The sequence below is a fragment of the Candidatus Parcubacteria bacterium genome, from assembly GCA_021414235.1.
Lineage (GTDB): Bacteria > Patescibacteriota > Minisyncoccia > Phycocordibacterales > JAKFXT01 > JAIOOV01.
The window spans coordinates 112,209-133,289 of sequence record JAIOOV010000003.1 but is presented as its reverse complement, the minus strand read 5'-3'; the positions used below and the strand labels follow the sequence as shown (position 1 = coordinate 133,289).

Below are 21,081 nucleotides of genomic sequence, written 5' to 3'. Positions count from 1 at the left end.
CTGAAATCCGCAAGTTCCCTGAGGGGGGTCTCTTTGTTACCATTGCTCCTGCCTATGGAGCCTCATGAGATGACCATTGTCGCCCAGCTTCGCGCCAATCTGCGCGGGGATTTCGAGACCGGTTGGAAGATCGCTCAGCATCTTGAGAAGACTATGCCGCATAACAATCGGGTAGCCTTCAACCGTGGCTGGCACCTCCTGCAGCAGGGCGATCTCCAAGGAGGAATGGCGCTTCTTGATCGCGGACGCTTTGAAAAAGTATTCGGCTCTCCCGCGCTTCCGTGCGGTACACCCATCTGGAATCCGGATCTCGGTACTGCAGGCAAGACTATCCTGCTCCGTAGCGAAGGCGGCCTCGGGGACGAGATGATCAACGTGCGCTTCGCAACGCTTCTCGCCGAGCGCGGAGCGCGCGTCATCGTCGCCTGCGATAAAGGGCTTGCGCCGCTCTTCTCTCGGGTGAAGGGAGTAGCAGAGGTGATCGAACACAAGGATGTGTGCAATACCAAACACGATTCTTGGGTCCCGGCGATGTCCGCAGCGCGACTCCTTGGTCTTACTTATGGCACTCTTTCGGGTAAGTCGTATCTCTCCGCTGATCCAGCCTATGCAGAAAAGTGGAAGGGGATCATCAACGGTCCCGAGCTCAAGATCGGCATCCGTTGGTCGGGCAACCCTCAGTTTGAGCATGAGCAGTACCGTCGCTTTGATCCCTCTCCGCTCATCGCGCTAAGCCAAATCCCGGGAGTGAAAGTGTACAGCCTCCAGCGAGACGCTGATCTGCGCGAGTTGCCACCGGAAGTTGTTGATCTTAAGGATAAGCTCGAGACCTGGGAGGATACGGCGGGAGCGATTGCTAATCTCGATCTGGTCATTACCTCCTGCACCTCCATCACGCACCTTGCTGCAGGGATGGGCAAGGAGACCTGGGTCATCGTGCCCATCCTTCCGTACTATATGTGGGCGCTGCCTGGCGAGCGTTCCCCGTGGTACGAATCCGTGCGCGTCTTCCGACAGGAAGCCTTCGGTGATTGGAGTGCTCCGCTCCAGAGAGTATTCAGAGCGGTTTCAGAACGGGTGGGTGCCGCTTCCTCTGAGACGGTGATGCCGACAGTTGCTCCCACGCCCGCGCCTGATATCTCCTACCTACCTAAAGAGCCTGCTGCTCCCGGACCTTCTTCCTCTCTTCTGGTGGCGGCTCCCTATACGCTCCACTTCATTGCGGGACTTCCGCGCTCCGGCTCTACCATGCTCACGAGCCTCCTTTCTCAGAACCCGCGCCTCCATGGTGCGCCGGTTTCTGGTCTCGTCGATATTCTCACCGGTATCTATTCCAACTGGGACAAGATCGGCTCGCACATGGAGTCTCCTAACAAGGAAGCCAAGCGCGCCGTGCTCCTCTCCGCACTCAACTCATACCATGCTCCTGCAGGGAAGCCGGTAGTGGTGGACAAGAGCCGTGGCTGGATCTCGCACATCCCGCTCCTCGAGGAGCTTCTTGGACGGAAGGTCAAGATCCTGGTGCCAGTGCGCCCGGTGGTGGAGATCCTCGCTTCCTTCGAGAAGCTCCGGAATAGGGATCCTCTCGAGCTTACGGGTGCGGATGAAGCGCTGGGTGCAGGTTCGAACGTAGCGAGTCGCGCACAGTATTTTGCGGGCCCCGGTGGCCCCGTCGGTATTGCTTACAACGCCACTAAGGAGGCAGTGCAGCGCGGCTACATGGACCGGCTCCTCTTCATTGATTACAACAAGCTAGTCACGGACCCGGAGCGGGAGATGCGCCGCATCTATGAGTTCTGGGGAGAGCCGTACTTTGCGCATGATTTTAATAACATAGAGCAGCAGGGTACGTATGATAGCTATCAGCCGCACCGCTTCGTGGGACTTCACGATATCCGCCCCAAGATCGAGCGGCAGTCTGCCTCTCCGGTAGAGATCCTCGGCGGGGAAGTGGTGGCTATCTATGCTCATCCGGAGCCGTGGGAGCCGTGGGTTTGACGGGTTGGAGGGGGGTAGTAAACTGAACTTATATGAACTGGAATTCGCTTACGGTTTCGCAGAAGACGGTTGCCACATTCGGTACGGTGGCAGTCGTCTTTGGACTCGTGGCCCTCGTTGCTTACGCCATGGGTGTGCGCTGTACCACGGAAGGGAGCTTCATCGCCTGCAGCCGTGAGGTAGCCTCGGAGACCCCTATGGTCGAGAATGAAAACACCTCCGCGCCTCTCGAGACTGGCTCGAACGTCTCGCCGCTTTCCGAGTCTGATGATCGGCCGGAACCGATTTCCGTGGACGGGGATGTCATCGTAGTGAATGATCAGCCGGCGGGCCCCATTGTGGAGGTGACTATGCTCACACTCTCGCAGCCTGGCTGGGTAGCGGTCTACGAAGATCGTGATGGTACCCCTGGCAACGTACTCGGTGCGGCGCGATTCGAAGAGGGGATGCATCTCGGCGAGATATCCCTCCTCCGCTCTACCGAGGCGAATCACCCCTATTACGTGATACTCCATGGGGATACCGCAAGCCGGGATTTCGACCTTAAGAAGAACCCGCTCGTCATCGGCATGGATGGAGTCTCCATCCGCTCTACCTTCCGTACCTTCAGCGACTAATGATCATCAACGAAGATTTCGAACCGACGCGAGGTCGCGACAAGCGTCTCCCGCCGGGGCAGTACGAGACGCGCGATTTCCCTGTGCTCTCGCTCGGGCCTACTCCGGAAGTCACGACCGAGGGATGGAAGCTCGAGATTACGGGCTTGGTCCAGAACCAGCTCTCGTTCTCCTGGGAAGAATTCCTGAAGCTTCCTATAGAAAAGGTGAAGAAGGATATTCATTGTGTGACCAAGTGGTCCAAGTTCGATACGGAGTGGGAGGGCGTCTCGCTCGATGAGTTGATGAAGCGCGCAGGAGTGGGCGAGAGTGCGACGCATGTCATCGCGTACTCTCATGACGGATACAGCACCAACCTGCCGATAGAGGATGTGCGGGATGGGAAGGCCTGGGTAGCTGTGCGCTACGAAGGAGAAGATATCTCGGCAGAACACGGGGGCCCGGCGCGCCTTCTGGTGCCGCATCTCTACTTCTGGAAGAGCGCGAAGTGGCTTAAGAGGATAGAATTCATTGATCGCGACGTTCCCGGATTCTGGGAAGTGCGCGGCTATCATAACTATGGAGACCCCTGGCAAGAACAACGCTACACCTTCGACTGATTTGCGCCGTCTCTGGCAAGCTGCAACCTTGGTCCGCTTTGGTTTCGCTGCGGGGAACGTGAAGTCTCTCGTCTTCAAAGTGCCGGAGTGGGTCAAACACCTTCCGGGGCAGCACTACGATATCAGGCTTACCTCTGCTACTGGCTATCAGGCAGAGCGCAGCTACTCAGCTGCTTCCGCGCCTGAGAGCGAAGGGGTGATCGAGCTCGGTGTAGAATTTTTAGAAAAAGGAGAGGTTTCGCCGTATCTTTGGAACCTAAAGGAAGGAGGGAAGATCGAGATTCGCGGTCCTATTGGGGGCCATTTCATCTGGACCAGCGAGATGCCGGGGCCCTTGGTACTCATCGGGGGAGGAAGCGGCATGGTGCCGCTCATGAGCATGTTGCGGCACTATCATCTGACCGATACTTCAAGGCGCCCTATCGTCTTTCTCATCAGTGCGCGCAGCTTGGATCGGGTTTTGTATAAAGAGGAGCTGGAAGAGCTCATGGGTAAGCATCCGAATCTCTCCGTAGTCATCACTCTCACTGACGAAGCGCCATCGGACTGGGTGGGGTATAAGCGGCGCGTGGATAGCGAGATGCTGCAAGAGGTATTGGCCAAGGTGAGCGGAGGGATGCCCATGACCTACATCTGTGGACCTACCGGCTTCGTGGAGGCGGTCTCACGTAATCTGGTAGCTGAGGGCGCAGCGCCCCACCTCATCCGCACGGAGCGCTTCGGCTAGAATCATGGAGAAGTGGGAGATAGGAGCGTTTCAGAAGAAAGTACTCGCGCATTTTCGCACGCACGGTCGCGTCTTGCCCTGGAGAGAGACACGTGATCCGTACCGCATCCTCCTCTCGGAGATCATGCTGCAGCAGACGCAAGTGGAGCGTGTGCGTAGCTATTACACGCGCTTTCTCAAGGCGTTTCCCACGATACAGAAACTTGCTGCCGCACCGCTTCGGGATGTGCTCGTGCTCTGGCAGGGTCTGGGCTACAACCGCAGAGCGAAATATCTGCACGAAGCCGCTATCGCTCTTTCGAAGAATAAAGCTGGGTTTCCTAAAGATGCTGCGGCGCTACGAGCGCTTCCTGGGGTAGGACCGTATACCGCCTCTGCAGTAGCTGCCTTTGCGTATGGCGCTCCAGAGATCCTTATCGAGACCAATATCCGTACGGCATACCTCCATCATTTCTTCGCTGAGAGGAAGGACGTGTCGGATACAGAGATCCTGCCACTCATAGAGCAGACGCTATACAAAAAAGACCCGCGCATCTGGTACTACGCGCTCATGGACTACGGCGCACATCTGAAATCCATTCTCCCGAATCCGAGTCGCCGCAGCGTACATCATAAGAAACAGGCGGCTTTCAAGGGATCGAATAGGGAACTGCGTGGGGCCATTCTCAAGCATCTCGCTTTACAGAAATCTCTCTCGAAAGCCGATCTTTTTAAAAAACTGCTCCCGCTCAAGCGGAGCAGAGCAGAGACAGGAGCTGTGCTCGAAGCTTTGTCCAAGGAGGGGCTTGTGCGGGTTTCAAAGGATTCACTTGCACTTGCCTCCTAAGGCTTCCGGACAGAGAGCGCGCGCGAAGAATATGCCGATAAGCATGATGAAGCCTAGGATCACGAAGAGCCCCTGAAGAGAGACGAAACAGAGGAGCAGAGCTCCCAAGAGAGGTCCTGCGATATAGGAGATGCTGCGAGTGGCTCGGAAGAGCGCCACAAGTGAAGCGTCGCCGCCCTGCACCTGCTTGAAGAAGTAGCTTTCGCTGGCTGCTTCCACGAAAGAAGCGCCGACGCGCGTCATGAAGAGGACACCCGCAAACCAGACGAAGGAATAGGTTGCGGAGAGGCCGAAGAGGAGGCTGAATATGCCGATCAAGCAGAGTCCGACGAGGATGATGCGCCGCTCACTGATCCGGGTGTCTGCAAGCTTCCCCACAGGAAGCTCGAAGAGCAGGAAGGGTATCAGCATGATGCTGAAGATGAGACCAATCTCGCTCCAGCCAAGCCCAAGACTTCGCAAGAAGAGTGGCGCATACACCACCATCCAGGCGTAGAAGAACTGCAGCAGGAGATTCACCACGTAGACGGCTCGCAGAGAAGGGCTTCGCCAGACTCTCTGCAGAGTTTCTTTGAATTGGAGAGCGCCATACGGCGGATCATTGAAGGAGCGGAAGAGGGTGGCAGCAAGTGCTAAGACAGGGAAGATGAAGATGAGCGCGGCCGCATAGACTGCTTGCTCCCCGTAGGCTTCGATGAGGAAGGCAGCTAGAAGCGGAGAGAGGATGAGGGTGGCGTTCGCTATGGTGAGGTAGGTCCCGCGTACGGTACCGGTGGAGCGCTCGCTCACGGTCGCTTTCTCCAGGTAGAGATCAAGAGAGAAGAGGATGAGGGGTCCGAGCGTCTGGTGGGCGAGGAAGCCGAAAATTACCGCAGCAGGATTGGAACTGAAGGCGAGGAGGGCCACCGCAAGTGCATCAAGGAGTCCATAGGAGAGGAGAAGTCGGGCGTTCCCGTAACGGGCGAGCAGCGTACCGGAGCGGAGCAGGAGAAGGAGAGAGACGGCAGAGGCGAGTGCGTAGTAGAAGCCGACGCTGCTCTCCCTTACGAAGAAGGAGAGGTACGCGGAGTTCACGTACGCGGGAATAAAGTAGTGGAAGGAGAGGAACAAGTTCGCGACGTAGGTCGCGATGAGGAGGCCGCGCATCGCCGTATTATAACCTATCCCAAAACGAAGAATCCCCCGCGCTCGGAGAGCGCGGGGGATTCTTCCTAGCTTGCTATACCCCTATAAGCACCGGAATGACCAGCGGTCGCTTGTTGGTCTTCTGGAAGAGGAAGCGTCCGACATTGTCCACGATGACGGTCTTGGTGTAATCGAGGTCCGGAGGATTCTGGCCTGCGGTGGTGTCCTCGATGGTCTTCTTGATGATATTACGGGCGTCCTGGAGGAGGTTCTGCGATTCGCGGAGATACACGAAACCGCGGGAGATGATGTCCGGGCTCTTGCGGAGCTTGCCGGTCTTCGGGTTCACGCTGGCGATGATCACGAACATGCCGTCCTTGGAGAGGAGTGTGCGGTCACGCATGACTACTTCCTGTACGTCGCCTACGGAGAAGCCGTCCACCAGTACGAGATTGGAAGGAGCCTTCTCCTTGAGTACGCGGATCTTCTCGCCCTTGTCGGTGATCTCGATGATCATACCGTTGTCTGGGATGACGATGTTGCTCTCGGGCATGCCCAAGGAGCGCTCGATCTCGCCGTGGACGCGGAGCATGTGGTGGTAGCCGTGGATGGGGATGAAGAAGCGAGGGTTCACCTTCTTGTGGATCCAAGCCATCTCATCGCGATTGGCATGCCCCGAGGCGTGCACGTCCTGCACCTTGTAGTGGATGATCTTGGCTCCCTGGCGCGCGAGGTTGTCCTTCAACTTCTGCACGGCGCGCTCGTTGCCGGGCACGATGGAGGAGGAGAGGAGGATGGTATCGAACTTGGTGATCTTGAAGTACTTGTGCTTCTTGGTGGCCATGCGGGAGAGTGCGGCGAACTCGTCCGCCTGGGCGCCGGTAGAGATGGCGATGATGCGATCCGGAGGATATTGCTCCATCTGCTCGGCGGAGATGAAGGTCTCTTCCTTAGCTTCGAAGAGCTTGAGGTAGCGGGCGATCTCTACGTTCACCTTCATGCTGCGTCCCTCGATGACAACTTTCTTGTTGTACTTCTCAGCGATCTCGATGATGCGGATGATTCGGTCGAGGAGGGAAGCGAAGGTGCCGATGATGAGGCGCCCCTTCACGTTCTTGACGATCTCCTCGATGTTTTTGTGCGCGACGCGCTCCGGCATGGAGAAGCCGGGGTTCTCGGTGTTCGTAGAGTCGGCAAGGAGAGCGAGCACTTTCATATCCTTGAAGCGCGCGTAGATCTCTTCCTCTTCCTTGGTCGGTACGCCGTCGTCATGATCCACCTTGAGGTCGCCGGTGTGCACGATGTTGCCGTGCGGCGTCTCGATGATGAGACCCATGGAGTCAGGGATGGTGTGGGTCACCGCGAAGAAGCTCACTGCGAGGGAGCCGAAGGTGACGCGTTCGTTCTTCTCTACCACGCGAATGTCGAAGGGGGGATTGTTAGGGAACTCCTCTTGGCGCTTCTGGATCATCACTGTGGTGAGCATGCGGGAATAGAGCGGGGGATTGCCGATCTTCGGCATGACGAAGGGGATGGCGCCGATGTGGTCGAGGTGGCCGTGGGTGATGATGACTGCGCGGATCTTGTCCTTGCGGTCCTCGAGGTACTTGGTGTTTGGCAGGATGTAGTCGATGCCCGGCGTCTCTTCCTCGCGGAACTGGAATCCGCAGTCGACGACGATGATGTCGTCCTTGTACTCGAACACGGTCATATTCTTGCCGATCTCCTCTACGCCGCCGATCGGGATGATGCGGATATTGTCTCCTGGGGGTGGAATCTTGCGGCTCTCTGCGTGCGCTTCGGTGATCTGCTCATCGCGCTGCGGGGTCATGTCGGGAGCAGGGTGCGTCTGGCGATCGCGCCCGCGTCCGCCGAAGGGGCGACGCATGCCGCCACGACCACGTCCTCCTCGTCCGCCACGTCCTCCTGTGCTACCTGTGCGCTCAGGGTGTATTCCCTGTGGCTGGTTATGCGCTCCTTGTGGCGCGCCGGCTGCGTGTGCGACCTGCTGGCCGCTTCCGCGGTTGCCCGCGTGTCCTCCGCTGTGCATCGGGCGTCTCGGGGGGTGCTGCTGGTCTCTCGGTTGGTCGTTCATACGGTTACATTAATTATTTTTAATACGAAAATGTGGGACTAGCGCTTCGTCAGGAACTGCCAGACGCTCTCTGTCTCGATGTACCACTTCTCCACCCCGAGGAACCGCTCCGACGGTGTAGTGAGGCGCTCCGTCTCCACTCCCTTCAGTCCTTTCGGCACGAGATATATGAAGTCGGGGGAGTAGAGGAAGACCGCTGGTACATCCTTCTCTACCTCGGTAGCTACGGAGCGGTAGAGCGAGAGGCGCTCGCGCAGATCTGCTGCAGTGCGCGCGGAAGAGAGAAGGCGGTCGGCTTTGATATTGGTGTAGAGCGCGATGTTCAGTCCTGGGTCATTGCGCTGGGAAGAGTGCCAGAAGGCGAAGAGGTCCAGGTCGCGCCCGATGATCTGCCCGAAGAGGAGCGCGTCGTAGCGGCGAGGGCGGATGACGTTCTGGTTGAGATCGCCTGTCTCGAATATCTGCAAGGTGACCTTGGCACCGAGCTCTTCCCAGGCCGCTTTGATCATCTCGGCGCTCTGCTTCAATTCCGGTGCGTTCGAGGTGGAGAGGGAGAGGGCGAGCGTCTCTACCGCTTTCTTGTTGCGCTTCTCCAGAACCTCCTCTGCCGCGTTCCAGGTCCAACCGGCGTCCTCTAAGAGTGCACGAGCTTCGGCGACTCTCGCGGTCGTACTCGCAGCAGTCTTCGCTTTTGTGAGTACGCCGGAAGGAAGCGGCCCCCCGGCTACCACGCCGAAGCCGTGAAGTACGGTGTCGATGATGGCCTGCTTGTCCACTGCTTTGTCGAGCGCTACGCGTACTTCGCGGTTTAAGAGCACCGGGTTCTGGTTCTGGTTGAAGAACACCGCGAAAATACGGGGGAGCGGCGTGCGTATGATCTCGGTGTCCGAGAGCTTCAGCTTGAGCGCCTCATCCGGCGGCAAGCTGTTGGCGCTCGTGATATCTCCCTTCTTCAGAGCATCGATGACTGCTCCCTCGTTGGGGTAGAAGAGGAAGGAGATGGTGGCGACGTAGGGCTCGCCGAGAGCGTAGCCGCTAAAACTTGAGAGGTCGTAGCGCTCGGGAAGACCTGAAGGGTTACGAGCGATACTCTCTACTTGATATGGCCCGCTCCCCACCGGCTCTATATTAAGGAAGGAGAGTGCGAACTCTTCCGGAGAAGCGTTCTTCCAGAGATGCTTCGGCAGAATACCCAAGGTGGCGTTCTCGAGGAAGGGTGCATAGGCCTGCTTGAGGATGAAGCGGATCTCGCGTTCGTTGACTCGCTCTACCTGTACGGAATCCCAGTTGGCGCGCTTCGGGCTCTTGAGAGAAGGATCCTGTGCGCGCAGCACGGTGAACTCAACGTCCTCCGCGGTCACCGGAAAGCCGTCATGGAAATGGATATCCTCACGTAGCTTGAACGTGTAGGTGAGCCCGTCTTCCGAGATGGTGTAGCTCTCTGCGAGGTCGCTCTCCAGGCGTCCCTCGGGAGTCGCACGGAGGAGCCCTGAGTAGACGATGGCCGAGATGTCGCGGTCGGCGTCAGAGACGGCAAGCAGGGGATTGATGAAGCGCGGAGAGCCGATGATCCCTTCCGTGAGCGCTCCGCCTCGTACCGGCACGTCCACCGTGATATATGCATTGATTGCCGCGAGGATGGAGAGCAGCGCACCTATGCAGAGCGCGAAGAGCCCGAGGAAAATGACCCGCTCCGCGAGGGAGAAGTGTTCATAGGCTCGCTTCCAGTCTTCGGCTTTGGGGAGGTGGAAGCGTTTACGGGCAATGGTAAGCAAACGTTCTTTCACAAGGAGATGCCCTGACCCTTACGGGGCGGGCAAGCGGGGAAGACCCGTGTAGATTACTTAATAATGAGTGCGATGAGGGTAGAGGCTACGAAGAAGACCGCTGTAACGATGGATGCGTTAAAGAGGATCTTTTCTGCGCCGCGACGGGTGTTGTACCCGAAGCCATCGCCGCCGCCTAATGCGCCGCCAAGGCCAGCTCCACGCTGTTGGAGAAGTATGAAGCTCGCGAGGAGAACGGCGAGCGCTATCTGTACGTACGGCAAGACCGTAGACACTACCTGCATGCGGAAATGCTAGCAGAAACCTATACCTTTTGCAATTGACACCCCCTAGTGGCTCAATTACTATACAGGCGCTTTTAAGCCATATTTATCAACGAATTCCTTAAAAAATCATGAAGAAAAAAGCTTCAAAGAAGAGCCCGAAGAAACCAGCAGCCAAGGCTGCGAGGGAGGCCATCCAGAGCTTCGGCCTCCGACCGCTTGCGGACCGCGTGATCATCAAGGAACAGGCCAAGGAAGAGACCAAGAAGACCGAGGCCGGCATCATCATCCCGGATAACGGGGAGAAGGACGCAAGCAGCCGCCGCGGAGAGGTGGTCGCGGCAGGTCCCGGCCGCTATGACGACGGGGATCTCCTCCCCATGACCCTTAAGGTGGGGGATACGGTCCTCTTCCAGTGGGGCGAGAAGGTAAAGATCGATGGAGTGGAGTACTTCATCGTCCGCGAAGGCGATATCCTCGGCGTTCTCAGCTAATCCTCTTTATACAAAGCTATGGCCAAGAAAATCCTCTATAACGAAAAGGCACGCGAAGCGCTCCGTAGGGGCGTGGATGCAGTAGCGAACGCGGTCAAGATCACCGTGGGCCCGCGTGGTCGCAATGTGGTGCTCGACAAGGGCTACGGCGCGCCGATGATCACCAACGATGGCGTCTCCATCGCCAAGGACATCTCCCTTTCCGACAAGTTTGAGAATATGGGTGCAGAGATCGCCAAGGAAGTCGCTACCAGAACTAACGACATCGCGGGAGATGGCACCACTACCTCCCTCATCCTCATGCAGGCCATCGTCTCCGAAGGCCTCAAGCAGACGGCTATGGGCATCAACGCCATGGGCATCCGCCAGGGTATCGAGAAGGCAGCGGAGGAAGTGACGGCCGCGCTCAAGGTGATCGCTAAGCCCATCAAGACCAAGGCAGAGACCATGCAGGTGGCCACCATCTCTGCAGAAAACGAAGAGATCGGCCAGAAGATTGCTGAGACTGTGGATCGCGTGGGTAAGGACGGCGTGGTCACGGTGGAGGAATCCCAGTCCTTCGGCATCGAGACTGAATTCGTGGAAGGTCTCGAGTTTAAGGATCGCGGCTACGTCTCACCGTATATGGTCACTAACGGCGAGCGCATGGAGGCGGAGTACAAGGATCCCCTCATCCTCATCACCGACGGGCGCATCTCTTTCGTGAAGGACATGCTGCCCATTCTCGAGAAGGTCGCGGCAAGCGGTAAGAAGGAACTCGTCATCATCGCCGAGGATGTGGATGGCGAAGCGCTCACCACCATCGTGCTCAACAAGCTCCGCGGCGCCTTCAGCGTGCTCGCAGTTAAAGCTCCTGGCTTCGGCGAGCGCCTCAAGGAATTCGCGGGCGATATCGCGGTCACCATCGGTGCCACCGTCATTTCCGAGAGCGCTGCGCTCAAGCTCGAGAATGCGGAACTCTCTCATCTTGGACGCGCGAGCCGCTTCGTCGCCACTAAGGACACCTTCACCATCGTGGGAGGGAAGGGCAAGAAGAGCGAGATCGACGCGCGCATCAAGACCATCCGCAATCAGCGCGAGAAGACCGATTCTAAATATGACAAGGAGAAGCTCGATGAGCGCATCGCCAAGCTCTCTGGCGGCGTCGCCGTCATCAAGGTGGGCGCAGCTACCGAGACAGAGATGAAATACCTCAAGCTCAAGATCGAGGATGCAGTGAACGCTACCAAGGCGGCCATCGACGAAGGTATCGTCGCAGGAGGCGGCGTAGCTCTGGTCAAAGCTGCAGAGAAAGTGCGTGCTAAAGGCATCAAGTCTCAGGGCTACTTCGAGAGCGAGTTCGCGGTGGGCGTGAATATCGTGCTGAAGGCGCTCGAGATGCCGCTCCGCCAGATCGCCATCAATGCCGGTAAAGATGACGGCTCCGTCATCGTGGAGCGTGTGCGTGGAGGGAAGGGCAATGAAGGCTATGACGCACTCAAGGATGTGTTCGTACCCGACATGCTCGCGGCAGGCATCATCGATCCGGTGAAAGTCACCCGCAACTGCGTGCAGAACGCAGCCTCTGCTGCTGCTATCCTCCTTACTACTGAGGTAGCGATTGCGGATGAGCCGGAGAAGAAGGAGGAACCCGCAGCGGGCGGCCGGGGCGGCATGGAATACTAAACGATTTTCTTCGTAGTGGAGAAACACCTCGCCTTTTGGTGAGGTGTTTTCGCTAAAAACCCTTGACTTTCAACGTAAAAACGCTATAATACACGCATTAATCGCTCTCTATTCAACTGATATGTCTGTTACGTATGTCACTCTGGGAATAGTCGCCGCTTTCGGAATCTGGGTGATCTTCGCCTACAACCGTCTGGTCACTCTGGTGAACCGCGCCAAGGAAGCCTGGGCCGACATCGATGTGCAGCTGAAGCGCCGCTACGATCTCATCCCGAACCTGGTGAACACGGTCAAGGGCTACGCCGCGCACGAGCAGGCTACGCTTGATCGCATCACTACCGCGCGCACTGTCGCCATGAATGCGCAGGGCACTGCGGAGAAGGGTGCAGCCGAGAATCAGCTCACCGGCGCGCTCAAGTCTCTCTTTGCTGTCTCTGAAGCGTATCCCGATCTCAAGGCCAACCAGAACTTCCTGGAGCTCCAGCGCGAACTCTCTGATACCGAGAACAAGGTGCAGGCTGCTCGCCGCTTCTATAACCAGAACGTGATGGCACTCAACACCATGGTGGAGTCCGTGCCTTCCAATCTCGTCGCGGGCATCTTTAACTTCGGCAAGATGGAACTCTTCGCACTCACTGAGGCAGCTGCAGCGGAGCCGGTGAAGGTTAACTTCTAAATTCCTCCGCGCGGATAGGGAAAGTCTGCTCATATAACGATGGCCACCCTTTACACCCACAAGGACTCCAATATACGGAAGACTTGGTTCCTCATGCTCACGTTCCTCATCGTGGTCATAGGCCTCGGCTGGTTCCTCTCGGGCTACTTCGGGAACCCCGTCATTCTCTATGGGGCTGTGGCTTTTAGTTTCGTGATGAACTTCGCGAGCTATTGGTACTCCGACAAGATTGCGCTCGCGAGCGCAGGAGCGCATGCAGTCTCTATGCAGACTCATCCCGAGCTCTGGCGGATTGTGGAGAACCTCGCCATCACCGCAGGTATCCCTATGCCGGCGCTCTATGTGATCGAGGATCCTTCTCCGAACGCTTTCGCTACTGGTCGCAATCCCGAGCACGCGGCGGTGGCAGTGACCACTGGCCTCCTGCGGATACTCGAGAAGAACGAACTTGAGGGGGTGATTGCGCACGAGCTCTCCCATATCGGTAATCGCGACACTCTGGTGATGACCGTAGTGGTAGTGCTCTTAGGCTTCGTCACGCTCGTCTCCGATTTCTTCTTCCGCGCGCATCTCTTCGGAGGTAGCCGGGATAATGACAATCGCGGGAATGCGATTGTCATGGTCATCGGCATCGCGCTCGCGATATTGGCTCCCATCATCGCCACCCTCATCCAGCTCGCCATCTCCCGTAAGCGCGAGTTCCTCGCAGATGCTTCCGGCGCGCTCCTTACCCGTTACCCGGAGGGTCTCGCTTCTGCGCTCCAGAAGATCAGTCACTATGGCCGTCCCCTCCAGAGAGCTAATCACGCTACGGCTCATCTCTTCATCGCCAATCCTTTTGGTGGGGAAGAGGAGCAGAAGACCGGCTTCATGGAGAAGCTTTTCATGACGCATCCTCCGGTAGAAGAGAGGATCAAGGCGCTACGGGGCTGATATTCAGGCTTATTGACTTTGCATATAAAAGTGGCATGCTAGAAAAGTAGTCTGGTCTTTAATCAAATCAACATCTAGCTGGCCCTGGGAGGGGACAATGCCTTCGTCTGAGAAAGTCGCCGTCACCGGTTTCTTCGTATACGGAATGTCGCACCCCATGCTCTGCGGGCTCGTCCTCGATCCCCGGTCATTCGGGAAGTATCGGGGGCCTGACCTCGCCAATCGGCCGGAGCCCCGGTCTCCCAAGAAGGGGCAGACCCTCGTCATCGATGAGGAGCTGGCCACGGAGGATCTTCCGCATCAGATCGGCTGCCGTAAGGCAGCTCAGGTCCAGAAGGAGGCTCGCTTCGACGACAAGAAACCTCGGTCGCCGAAGCTCGGCAAGGCTGATCGCCGGAACGCCGGTCGCAGGGGGCTTCGCTTCCGCACCCGTCTTCGGCGGACGATCGCCCAAGCGAAGGCTCCCTATCTGTTCGCCTAGGTCTCCTTAAGGAAGACCGTTTCTAAACCAGACGACATCTAAAACGGATGTCGTCTTCTGCTTTTTAATATTGACCACCCCGTGCTTGCTTTTTGTCCGAGAATTTTGCTATATAAAAAGATCCCGAATGGTTCGGTAAGTTCTTCAATCTCCTAGCTTACTGGGGGCGGCACTATGTCGGATATGATATTCGTCAATGGGATTCTCAGGAAGGTCGGACCTCTGACTCTGGAGCAGGAAGCTCTGCTCCAGAGGCGCAAGAGTGACCAGGAAAAGGCGAATAAGTATTTCGAGAATCTCCCTCCTCCCTCTGCGGCCATGGGCTCCATCGGCAGTCGCAAGATGGGTGCTGGTCTGGGTAAGAAATAGGAAGGGGGCGGCAGACTAGGGCGGCGCTACTTCGGTAGCGACCGCCCTCTCGTTTTCGAGCGGTTTTTTCTCAAAAGAGAACGGCCTAGTCAGAGACTAAGCCGTAGCGATAGCTGTCGTGCTGTTTCGATCGTTTTTGTGAGGCGTTTGCGGAAGGAGATAGAGAACTTCTCTGAGCGCATGACCGCGTCAATGATGGCGGAAGTCTCGAGGGATGGATGCTGCGCGAGGCATGCCTGTACGAAGCTCTTCCACACCTCTTCGAGGCCCTGAGAGAGGTGGCTTGTCGGGTCGTGAACAACCGTACAGGTTAGGAGTTTTCGACCCAAGGCTCCGAGTCGTTCGCCTCGCGGGGAGAAGACGTGGTGGAGGACGACAATTGACTCATCTCCTTCTTCCTTTATCGTGAAGTGATCAAGTTCTGTTGAGATATATTTCCATTCTGGAAGAGACCACTCCACGTCAGCGATGATCCTTGAAGACCCCAGCTTAGCGACGTTCAAGATGCTGCCCTGCATTCCTTGTGGGGAAGAGATGTGGTCGAAGACATCCCGACAGAGAAGACGGAATCCTAGCTTTACGTCTCCCTTCTTTCCATACATTCGGCACATATCCCACTTGCCGGCGAGCATTTGCTCCATGTGCAGGAGGGAGAGGTCGAATTCCGTCTGGAAGACCTCCTTGGCTGCATCCAGGATGTTCTTGGCTGAGAGGACCCTGGGTACAATGAGGAAAAGATCGATGTCGTCGAGCTTTCCGTAATGCAGGCCGTTGAACCCGTAGGACACGCTGCCGTAAGCGAGTATTCCGAAAGGGGCGCTCGTTTCGACCGCGCGTTGTTTGAAGTTCTGGAGCAGCTGGCGCATGCGCTGGAAACGCTTTTTTGGTTCCAGCGAGAGGAAGAGCGTAGACATCTTACCTCCTTCTGGTTGAAGTTTTTTCTGTTGTGTAATAGACTATATTGCACAGATTATGTCAATGATTACCTCGGAATCCTCCCTGCCTTCCCTGACTATAGCGAGCGTCAATCTCTGGTGCTTTTATGAATGGAACGAAAGGTCTCCTCACCTCCTCTCTCTTCTTAAGGAGATGAAACCGGACGTGGTCTTTACTCAGGAGACCCAGCAGAATATGGAGATAGACTCCCGTAATCAGATAGAGATGCTCAATGCCGAGCTCGAATATCCTTATTCGGTCTTTGAGCCTATAGAGATGAGGTCGGAGCAGAAAGGCAAGGTCTATGCCCGGCCAATCGCGCACGGGTTAGGTGTTCTCAGTCGCTACCCCCTAGAGAAGGAAGTGGTATTTCTGACAAAAGCCGAAGGCGACAAGGAAACAAGAGGAATTCTTATTTGCCGGATAAAGATTGGGGAGAAAACTTTCACGGCGGTTAATCTACATTTCTCGAATTCGGATGAATGGGCAGAAGCACATTTCAGAGAGACGCTCGCCCTCTTGAAGCAGAGAAAGATAGAGAATCCTATCCTTATGGGGGATTTCAACATCTTTAACATCGCGAGATACAAGGCTGAGTATGGAGATGAATTTGTGTCTTCGAGCGAACGCTATAATTACATTTCTTACCCCAAGGACAACGATACTCTTGATTATGTGCTTCTCCCTCGCTTATTTGATTTCGAATCCTTCGTTTGTCGGGATGAGTATGTTTCCGACCATCGACTGATCACGGCCCGTATTGGGTTTAAGGAATAACTCCTGGCAGACTGCCTCTTATGGAAGAGTCGGGAGCTCTGTGCTAATCTAGGCCAGTTCTACAAAGAGGAGGGTTCGCATAGTGGTCTAGTGCACAGTCCTGGAAAGACTGCGTGGGGCAACCCACCGAGAGTTCGAATCTCTCACCCTCCGCCCTTAGGAAATAGCCCCTCTCTGGTTTCAGCTGCCACGTCTTTCTGTCGGCCTCGGTTGTAAAATGGTAGACTGCATGTAATGAAAATCTTCCTTGTCGTCCTCGTTGTAGTGATTCTCTGGTCCGTCTGGGGGTATTTCTCTTCTAATGTGGAACAGGCTCAGTACTCGGTCGTTAAGAAGCTTGGTGGATATGAGGTGCGTGAATACGCCGCCCATATTGAAGCTCAAACCACGGTAGAAGGCTCGTATGATGAAGCGCTGAACAAGGGCTTTACGATAATCGCTGGGTATATTTTCGGCGGCAATACCAAAAAAGAAAGCATCGCTATGACCGCGCCGGTGCGAGAGCAAAAGCAGCCGTCGGAGAGGATAGCGATGACCGCGCCGGTCGTTGCGCACACAGAAGGGGATGCGCGCGTGATTGCGTTCGTCATGCCCAAAAGCTACTCGCTTGCGACGCTTCCGACCCCGAACGATTCCCGGGTAAGGCTCGTCGAGGTGCCAGCAAAAAAGATGGCAGTACTCCAGTTCTCCTGGTTTAGGAGCAGCGAGCGCATACAGAAAAGGGAAGAGCAGCTGCTCTCCATGCTTTCTCGCGACAAGGTGGAAGTGATAGGCGGTCCTTCGTATGCCGGGTACAACGCCCCGTGGACTCCGCCGTGGATGGCGCGCAATGAAGTGATGGTGGAGATCCGCTAGAGCGCTAGTGAAAAGAAGAGGCCGGTTCCCGACTGACGTTCTTCTGGGACAGGAGTCGGGAGGTGTATGTTGCAAAAGAGGGGTTTTTGATGGAACATCGGGTAAACGCAATTGTACACAGGGGTTTCTGATGAAAAGGATACTCGTCGTCGAGAGCGAAAAAGCGATCGCTGATCTCTTGAGCTCGCTTCTCCGGGTCCGCTACCGGCTTCTTTTTGCCTCGGATGCAGAGCAGGCTGCTGCCTTGCTTCGGAGCGGCGGGTCGGCGGACCTCATCCTCGCTGATCAGCATATTCCCAAGGGGAGCGGCTACGGGCTCCTCTGTCTGGTCCGGGATGAGCTGAAGATGCCGAATCTTCCATTCGTCCTGTGGGGCGAGGGGGTGGATACGGAGGTCCATATAGCTGCTCAAGGCAGGGGCGCCAGCGTCCTCTTCAAGGGGATGAGCGGCTGGGAGAAGCGGCTCCTCGGGCAGATCGAAAAGGATATTGGACGCTAACGCAACTGTTCTTACCGAGGGAGAGACGAATGGCTCGGATACTGGTCGTCGGGAGTAATCCCGGATCCTTCCGCGTCAGGAAGTGGCTCGAGAGTCGCGGACACGAAGTCGAGGTGGTGGCAGGTGCGCGCGGCGCCTACGCTCATCTCGCCGATCAAAACGTCGATCTGATCATTTCCGGTTACGACCTGGGAGGGGAGAATGGTCTTCAGTTCCTGCGCAAGCTCAAGATGGATCGGGAGAGAAGGGGGCTTCCTTTCATCCTCCGGAGTGGCGCCCTCGCTAAGGAGGTGAGGGAGGAGATCGTAGAATTGGGCGGGCAGTTTCTCCGCGAAGATTCACCCTCTTGGGAGCAGACGCTCGAGCAGAAGATGAGGGCGATGCTCCAAGCGCCGCGAGTGTGCAGGGCGGCGGAATAAAACGGGCAGCGAGGAGATTCTCCTCGCTGCCCGTTCCTACTTCCCAATTCTTATCCCTACATCTCCGTCACTTCTGGCTCCCCTCGGTAGATGACCTGGCTGTCATTCTCCTTGAGGCGGAGCGTTGTCATTTCTCCAAGCTGTACGAAAGAGTCTTCTGCGCGTACCTCGGCCTCCGCGATGGAGAAGCGCTCGCCAGAGAGATTGGAGCGGTAGAAGGAGAGGATGCTTGTGTCTGCGCTACCCTCGAGGTCGAGGTGGGAGTTGGCGCTCTTCACTGTCAGCGATTCTGTCTCAAGGCGGAGGCGCAGGCTGGAGCTCTCCATATCGACAGCGAGAGTTTCTGTGGCCAGCGTCCCGTACGCGTTTCCGCTCCTGATCTTGAGCGCGAGGTCTTTTGCCGCAAACTCGTCGAAGGAGGCGCTGCCATTCTCAAGTGTCACATTGGCTATCTCCGGAGAGGTGACGACCACGGTGGGGAGGGAGTGGTGGCAGAACAGCACGCAGGTGCTGGTAGCGGTCCGGGTAGAGATGCTGAGTACGCCATCTTCTGTCTCTGCGACGATCCTCTCCATATCCATCATCTGGCCTTCAAGGGAGACGCTCTGCTCATCCCCGTGCCGGAAGGTTACGCGGGCGTTCTCTACGCTCACGCTCTGGAATGGTGCGATCTCGAGCGTACGGGTCACGTTCTGGTAGTCGGGGTGGTTCGAAGTGTATTCATAGTAGTCGCCGGCGATACGGGTGGCTGCGGCTCCTGAAGCGATGACTGCGAGGCACCAAATGCCCACCAGGCCGAAGCCTACCCCGCTTCCGATCGTGCTCCGGCCGCGTACCAGGCGGAAGCCTAAGAGGAGGATGAAGAGGAGAGGAATGAGGAGTACCACGTAGCCTGCACCCACTGAGAAGGAGAGGATCGATTCGGGAATCGCCGCTCTTATGGCTGGATCGATATACGGCTTATTCCAATTGGCGATGATGACGGAGAGGAAGCCAGTGAGGCCGAGGATGGCGAAGAAGGAGCCGAAGGCGAAGAGTGCGCCGAAGAGCTTGCCGAGAAGAGGGAAGGCTTTGAAGCGCAGGAAGCGGACCAAGGCGCTGATGATCTCGGCGGGGAAATAGAGGATCTTCTTGAGCGTGCCGCGCTCCTTGGTCTCGCTGAGGCGGTCCTTCACTGTGCGCTTGATGCTCTCCAGGGTCACGCGACTCCCACGCATCTCGAGCTTCTGGCTCGCGGTTTCTGCTTCCGGTATCAGGAGCCAGAGGAGGAGGTAGACGGCGATGCCGGTGCCGCCGAAGAAGATGGAGACGGCGAAGATGGAGCGGATGATGATCGGCTCGATGTTGAAATATGCGGCGATGCCTGAGGCGACGCCTGCGATGATGGCGTCATCGGTATTGCGATAGAGCTTCTTGGTGCCATGCGCCGTGCGCACGGGCTCTTCTGGAGAGTCCGAGGATCCCGCCTCAAAAGCGGAAGCGTCGCCGATCTCCGCGATGACCGCGGTTACGTCCTCTGTGGTGACCAGGCGATGCTTCTTCTCGAGGAGCTTCTCGGCGATGCGCGACTCGATGTCCCGGATGATCTCCTCGCGATCGGCTTCGGCCGCGAAGTGGACCTTCAAGGAAGAGAGATAGGAGGACAGCTTCTCGTAGGCGCTCTCTTCAAGCTGGAAGAGGGTTTTGCCGATATGGATGTGAATCGTTTTTTCCATGATTAATTCGTTAGCGAGCTGAGCGAGGCTGATAATCCCTTCCAGGTCTTCTTGAGTTCCGCGAGTGTCTCTTTTCCTTTCTTGGTGAGTCCGTAGTATTTCCGCGGTGGACCCGATTTGGATTCTTCCCAGTCATACTCCACTAGCCCTTGGCTCTTGAGGCGGGAGAGCAGGGGATAGAGCGTACCCTCCACCACTAGGAGGTCTGTTTCTTTTAGTTTCTTGAGGATGTCCGTCGAGTACGTACGGTCTTCGGAGATGACGAGTAGGATGCAAAACTCCAACAGTCCTTTGCGCATCTGCGAGCGTTTTTGTTCCAGGGATTCTTCGTGCATGAAAGAGAGTATAAGGCATAGTACCTTGCGATACAAGGTACTATGTGGATAAGTTGATGGGCGAGAGGGTAAATGCAAGAGGCCCGCCGGATTCGATCCGGCGGGCCCAGGTTGAGGCTTCAGCTACAAGCTTTGAATTGGCAGATCTTCAGCACCTCTGCCCCAGTGAAGAACGTCCCCTTTCCGCTGCTAAAAGCGTTCTCAGAGTCGAAGAGGCTTTGGGTGCAGCGGGGGATGTATTGATGGAGGATTGCGGTCCATAGCTCGCTACGGACTCCTTCTTCGTATTTCCCGTGCCGCGCTTCGTGTACTCCGAAGCACGCTATGGGCGAGATGCAAAGATTGTCCCCTCGCTCTCCTCCCCAGGCGAGGTAGGCGATCGCAGAGCTTGCGTAATAGCCGCGGATCTCTTTTTTCTTACCCGTGGCACGCTCGCGGCTGACCTGCTCTAGGATATTCGGTAGGTTTCCACCAGGATGGTAGTCTCCTGTGGTCATACACGATGCTGGCGGAACCTCCCTGTTCAGGGGGAGGTTGTGGGCGCATCCGCTGAGAGCGACGAGTGCGATGAGCACGTAAAAGATCTTTGACGGCATTACGTCCTCCCGTCATTAAGTTCGCTCGGCATTATACAATGTAATATTTTTTATGTAAAGAGCGCAGATAGCAAAAGGGTGGACCACGTGGTCCACCCTTTTGCTATCTGCGCATTCCTCTCCTTACTCGCTGGTGCCGAGATTGATCTCCAGGCCGTTGTTCTCTTCGACGGGCATGCCTGGGCCGTAGGTCTTGTACCACCAGACGCCGCCGCCTACCAAAAGGAGAAGTACTACGACGATGAGGATCGTATTTATACCACTACCACTATTGTTGTTATCCATACGTAAAAG

The 21,081-nt window shown here is 56.6% G+C and carries 24 protein-coding genes and 1 tRNA gene; 16 read left to right on the top strand and 9 right to left on the bottom strand.

Annotation, left to right across the window (positions count from 1 at the left end; translation table 11 throughout):
• Window positions 1-54: 54 nt before the first annotated feature.
• Genes K8Q93_00705 through K8Q93_00685 form a run of 5 tightly spaced genes read left to right on the top strand, consistent with a single transcriptional unit; the run spans window position 55 to window position 4,767 of the window.
• Entirely contained in the window at window positions 55-1,998 is a 1,944-nt protein-coding gene (locus K8Q93_00705) for a sulfotransferase (protein MCE9643758.1), read from the top strand.
• A gap of 32 nt (window positions 1,999-2,030) precedes the next feature.
• Window positions 2,031-2,615, top strand: coding sequence for a hypothetical protein (locus tag K8Q93_00700; protein MCE9643757.1), 585 nt, complete (start codon window positions 2,031-2,033; stop codon window positions 2,613-2,615).
• A complete protein-coding gene (locus tag K8Q93_00695) occupies window positions 2,615-3,214 on the top strand; it encodes a sulfite oxidase-like oxidoreductase (GenBank protein MCE9643756.1) in 600 nt (199 codons plus the stop codon). The genes K8Q93_00700 and K8Q93_00695 overlap by 1 nt, the downstream gene beginning before the upstream one ends.
• On the top strand, window positions 3,174-3,941 hold the full coding sequence (locus K8Q93_00690) for an oxidoreductase (protein ID MCE9643755.1): 768 nt from the start codon (window positions 3,174-3,176) through the stop codon (window positions 3,939-3,941). Before K8Q93_00695 ends, K8Q93_00690 begins: the two co-directional genes overlap by 41 nt.
• A gap of 4 nt (window positions 3,942-3,945) precedes the next feature.
• Complete coding sequence (locus tag K8Q93_00685; protein MCE9643754.1) at window positions 3,946-4,767, top strand: A/G-specific adenine glycosylase; 822 nt, start codon at window positions 3,946-3,948, stop codon at window positions 4,765-4,767.
• Here the strand turns inward: K8Q93_00685 and K8Q93_00680 are convergent.
• From K8Q93_00680 to secG, 4 genes are all read right to left on the bottom strand, one after another.
• Entirely contained in the window at window positions 4,747-5,913 is a 1,167-nt protein-coding gene (locus K8Q93_00680; protein MCE9643753.1) for an MFS transporter, read from the bottom strand. The two genes, K8Q93_00685 and K8Q93_00680, sit on opposite strands and share 21 nt — an antisense overlap.
• Before the next feature lie 73 nt (window positions 5,914-5,986).
• The gene (locus tag K8Q93_00675) at window positions 5,987-7,987 is read right to left on the bottom strand and encodes a ribonuclease J (protein MCE9643752.1); all 2,001 of its coding nucleotides are present in this window, start codon (window positions 7,985-7,987) and stop codon (window positions 5,987-5,989) included.
• Between the two features lie 38 nt (window positions 7,988-8,025).
• Window positions 8,026-9,762, bottom strand: coding sequence for a hypothetical protein (locus tag K8Q93_00670; protein ID MCE9643751.1), 1,737 nt, complete (start codon window positions 9,760-9,762; stop codon window positions 8,026-8,028).
• Between the two features lie 65 nt (window positions 9,763-9,827).
• Entirely contained in the window at window positions 9,828-10,058 is a 231-nt protein-coding gene (gene secG, locus K8Q93_00665) for a preprotein translocase subunit SecG (GenBank protein ID MCE9643750.1), read from the bottom strand.
• Window positions 10,059-10,168: 110 nt separating this feature from the next.
• Here secG and K8Q93_00660 point away from each other — a divergent pair, with 110 nt between their 5' ends.
• The 6 genes from K8Q93_00660 (at window position 10,169) to K8Q93_00635 (ending at window position 14,655) form a co-directional block, all read left to right on the top strand.
• Window positions 10,169-10,531 carry a co-chaperone GroES gene (locus tag K8Q93_00660; GenBank protein ID MCE9643749.1) on the top strand — a complete coding sequence of 121 codons (363 nt, stop codon included), beginning with the start codon at window positions 10,169-10,171 and terminating at the stop codon, window positions 10,529-10,531.
• Window positions 10,532-10,549: 18 nt separating this feature from the next.
• Window positions 10,550-12,196: a chaperonin GroEL gene (gene groL / locus K8Q93_00655; protein MCE9643748.1), complete on the top strand. Its 1,647-nt coding sequence runs from the start codon at window positions 10,550-10,552 to the stop codon at window positions 12,194-12,196.
• 121 nt (window positions 12,197-12,317) lie between these two features.
• Window positions 12,318-12,872: a LemA family protein gene (locus K8Q93_00650; protein MCE9643747.1), complete on the top strand. Its 555-nt coding sequence runs from the start codon at window positions 12,318-12,320 to the stop codon at window positions 12,870-12,872.
• Between the two features lie 93 nt (window positions 12,873-12,965).
• Window positions 12,966-13,805 (top strand): M48 family metalloprotease, encoded by an 840-nt coding sequence (locus K8Q93_00645; protein ID MCE9643746.1) that lies wholly within the window; start codon window positions 12,966-12,968, stop codon window positions 13,803-13,805.
• Between the two features lie 97 nt (window positions 13,806-13,902).
• Window positions 13,903-14,286, top strand: a complete 384-nt coding sequence (locus K8Q93_00640) for a hypothetical protein (GenBank protein ID MCE9643745.1) — start codon at window positions 13,903-13,905, stop codon at window positions 14,284-14,286.
• A 183-nt stretch (window positions 14,287-14,469) separates the two neighbouring features.
• Window positions 14,470-14,655 (top strand): hypothetical protein, encoded by a 186-nt coding sequence (locus K8Q93_00635; protein ID MCE9643744.1) that lies wholly within the window; start codon window positions 14,470-14,472, stop codon window positions 14,653-14,655.
• 89 nt (window positions 14,656-14,744) lie between these two features.
• Here K8Q93_00635 and K8Q93_00630 read toward each other — a convergent pair whose 3' ends face one another.
• Window positions 14,745-15,569 (bottom strand): hypothetical protein, encoded by an 825-nt coding sequence (locus K8Q93_00630; protein MCE9643743.1) that lies wholly within the window; start codon window positions 15,567-15,569, stop codon window positions 14,745-14,747.
• 58 nt (window positions 15,570-15,627) lie between these two features.
• On the opposite strand from K8Q93_00630, the gene K8Q93_00625 reads away from it, so the two are divergent.
• The 5 genes from K8Q93_00625 to K8Q93_00605 all read left to right on the top strand — a co-directional run bounded on the left by K8Q93_00625 (window position 15,628) and on the right by K8Q93_00605 (window position 18,141).
• Entirely contained in the window at window positions 15,628-16,368 is a 741-nt protein-coding gene (locus K8Q93_00625) for an endonuclease/exonuclease/phosphatase family protein (protein MCE9643742.1), read from the top strand.
• A 68-nt stretch (window positions 16,369-16,436) separates the two neighbouring features.
• Window positions 16,437-16,521 (top strand) — tRNA-Ser (locus K8Q93_00620).
• A gap of 81 nt (window positions 16,522-16,602) precedes the next feature.
• A complete protein-coding gene (locus K8Q93_00615; protein ID MCE9643741.1) occupies window positions 16,603-17,223 on the top strand; it encodes a heme-binding protein in 621 nt (206 codons plus the stop codon).
• Between the two features lie 130 nt (window positions 17,224-17,353).
• On the top strand, window positions 17,354-17,722 hold the full coding sequence (locus K8Q93_00610) for a response regulator (GenBank protein ID MCE9643740.1): 369 nt from the start codon (window positions 17,354-17,356) through the stop codon (window positions 17,720-17,722).
• Between the two features lie 29 nt (window positions 17,723-17,751).
• Window positions 17,752-18,141 (top strand): response regulator, encoded by a 390-nt coding sequence (locus K8Q93_00605; protein MCE9643739.1) that lies wholly within the window; start codon window positions 17,752-17,754, stop codon window positions 18,139-18,141.
• Between the two features lie 56 nt (window positions 18,142-18,197).
• Here the strand turns inward: K8Q93_00605 and K8Q93_00600 are convergent, their stop codons facing one another.
• The 4 genes from K8Q93_00600 to K8Q93_00585 all read right to left on the bottom strand — a co-directional run bounded on the left by K8Q93_00600 (window position 18,198) and on the right by K8Q93_00585 (window position 21,072).
• Window positions 18,198-19,856: a PspC domain-containing protein gene (locus tag K8Q93_00600; GenBank protein MCE9643738.1), complete on the bottom strand. Its 1,659-nt coding sequence runs from the start codon at window positions 19,854-19,856 to the stop codon at window positions 18,198-18,200.
• A gap of 2 nt (window positions 19,857-19,858) precedes the next feature.
• The gene (locus K8Q93_00595; GenBank protein ID MCE9643737.1) at window positions 19,859-20,191 is read right to left on the bottom strand and encodes a PadR family transcriptional regulator; all 333 of its coding nucleotides are present in this window, start codon (window positions 20,189-20,191) and stop codon (window positions 19,859-19,861) included.
• Window positions 20,192-20,310: 119 nt separating this feature from the next.
• Window positions 20,311-20,787: a hypothetical protein gene (locus tag K8Q93_00590; GenBank protein MCE9643736.1), complete on the bottom strand. Its 477-nt coding sequence runs from the start codon at window positions 20,785-20,787 to the stop codon at window positions 20,311-20,313.
• Window positions 20,788-20,910: 123 nt separating this feature from the next.
• Window positions 20,911-21,072 carry a hypothetical protein gene (locus K8Q93_00585; GenBank protein ID MCE9643735.1) on the bottom strand — a complete coding sequence of 54 codons (162 nt, stop codon included), beginning with the start codon at window positions 21,070-21,072 and terminating at the stop codon, window positions 20,911-20,913.
• Window positions 21,073-21,081 lie beyond the last annotated feature (9 nt).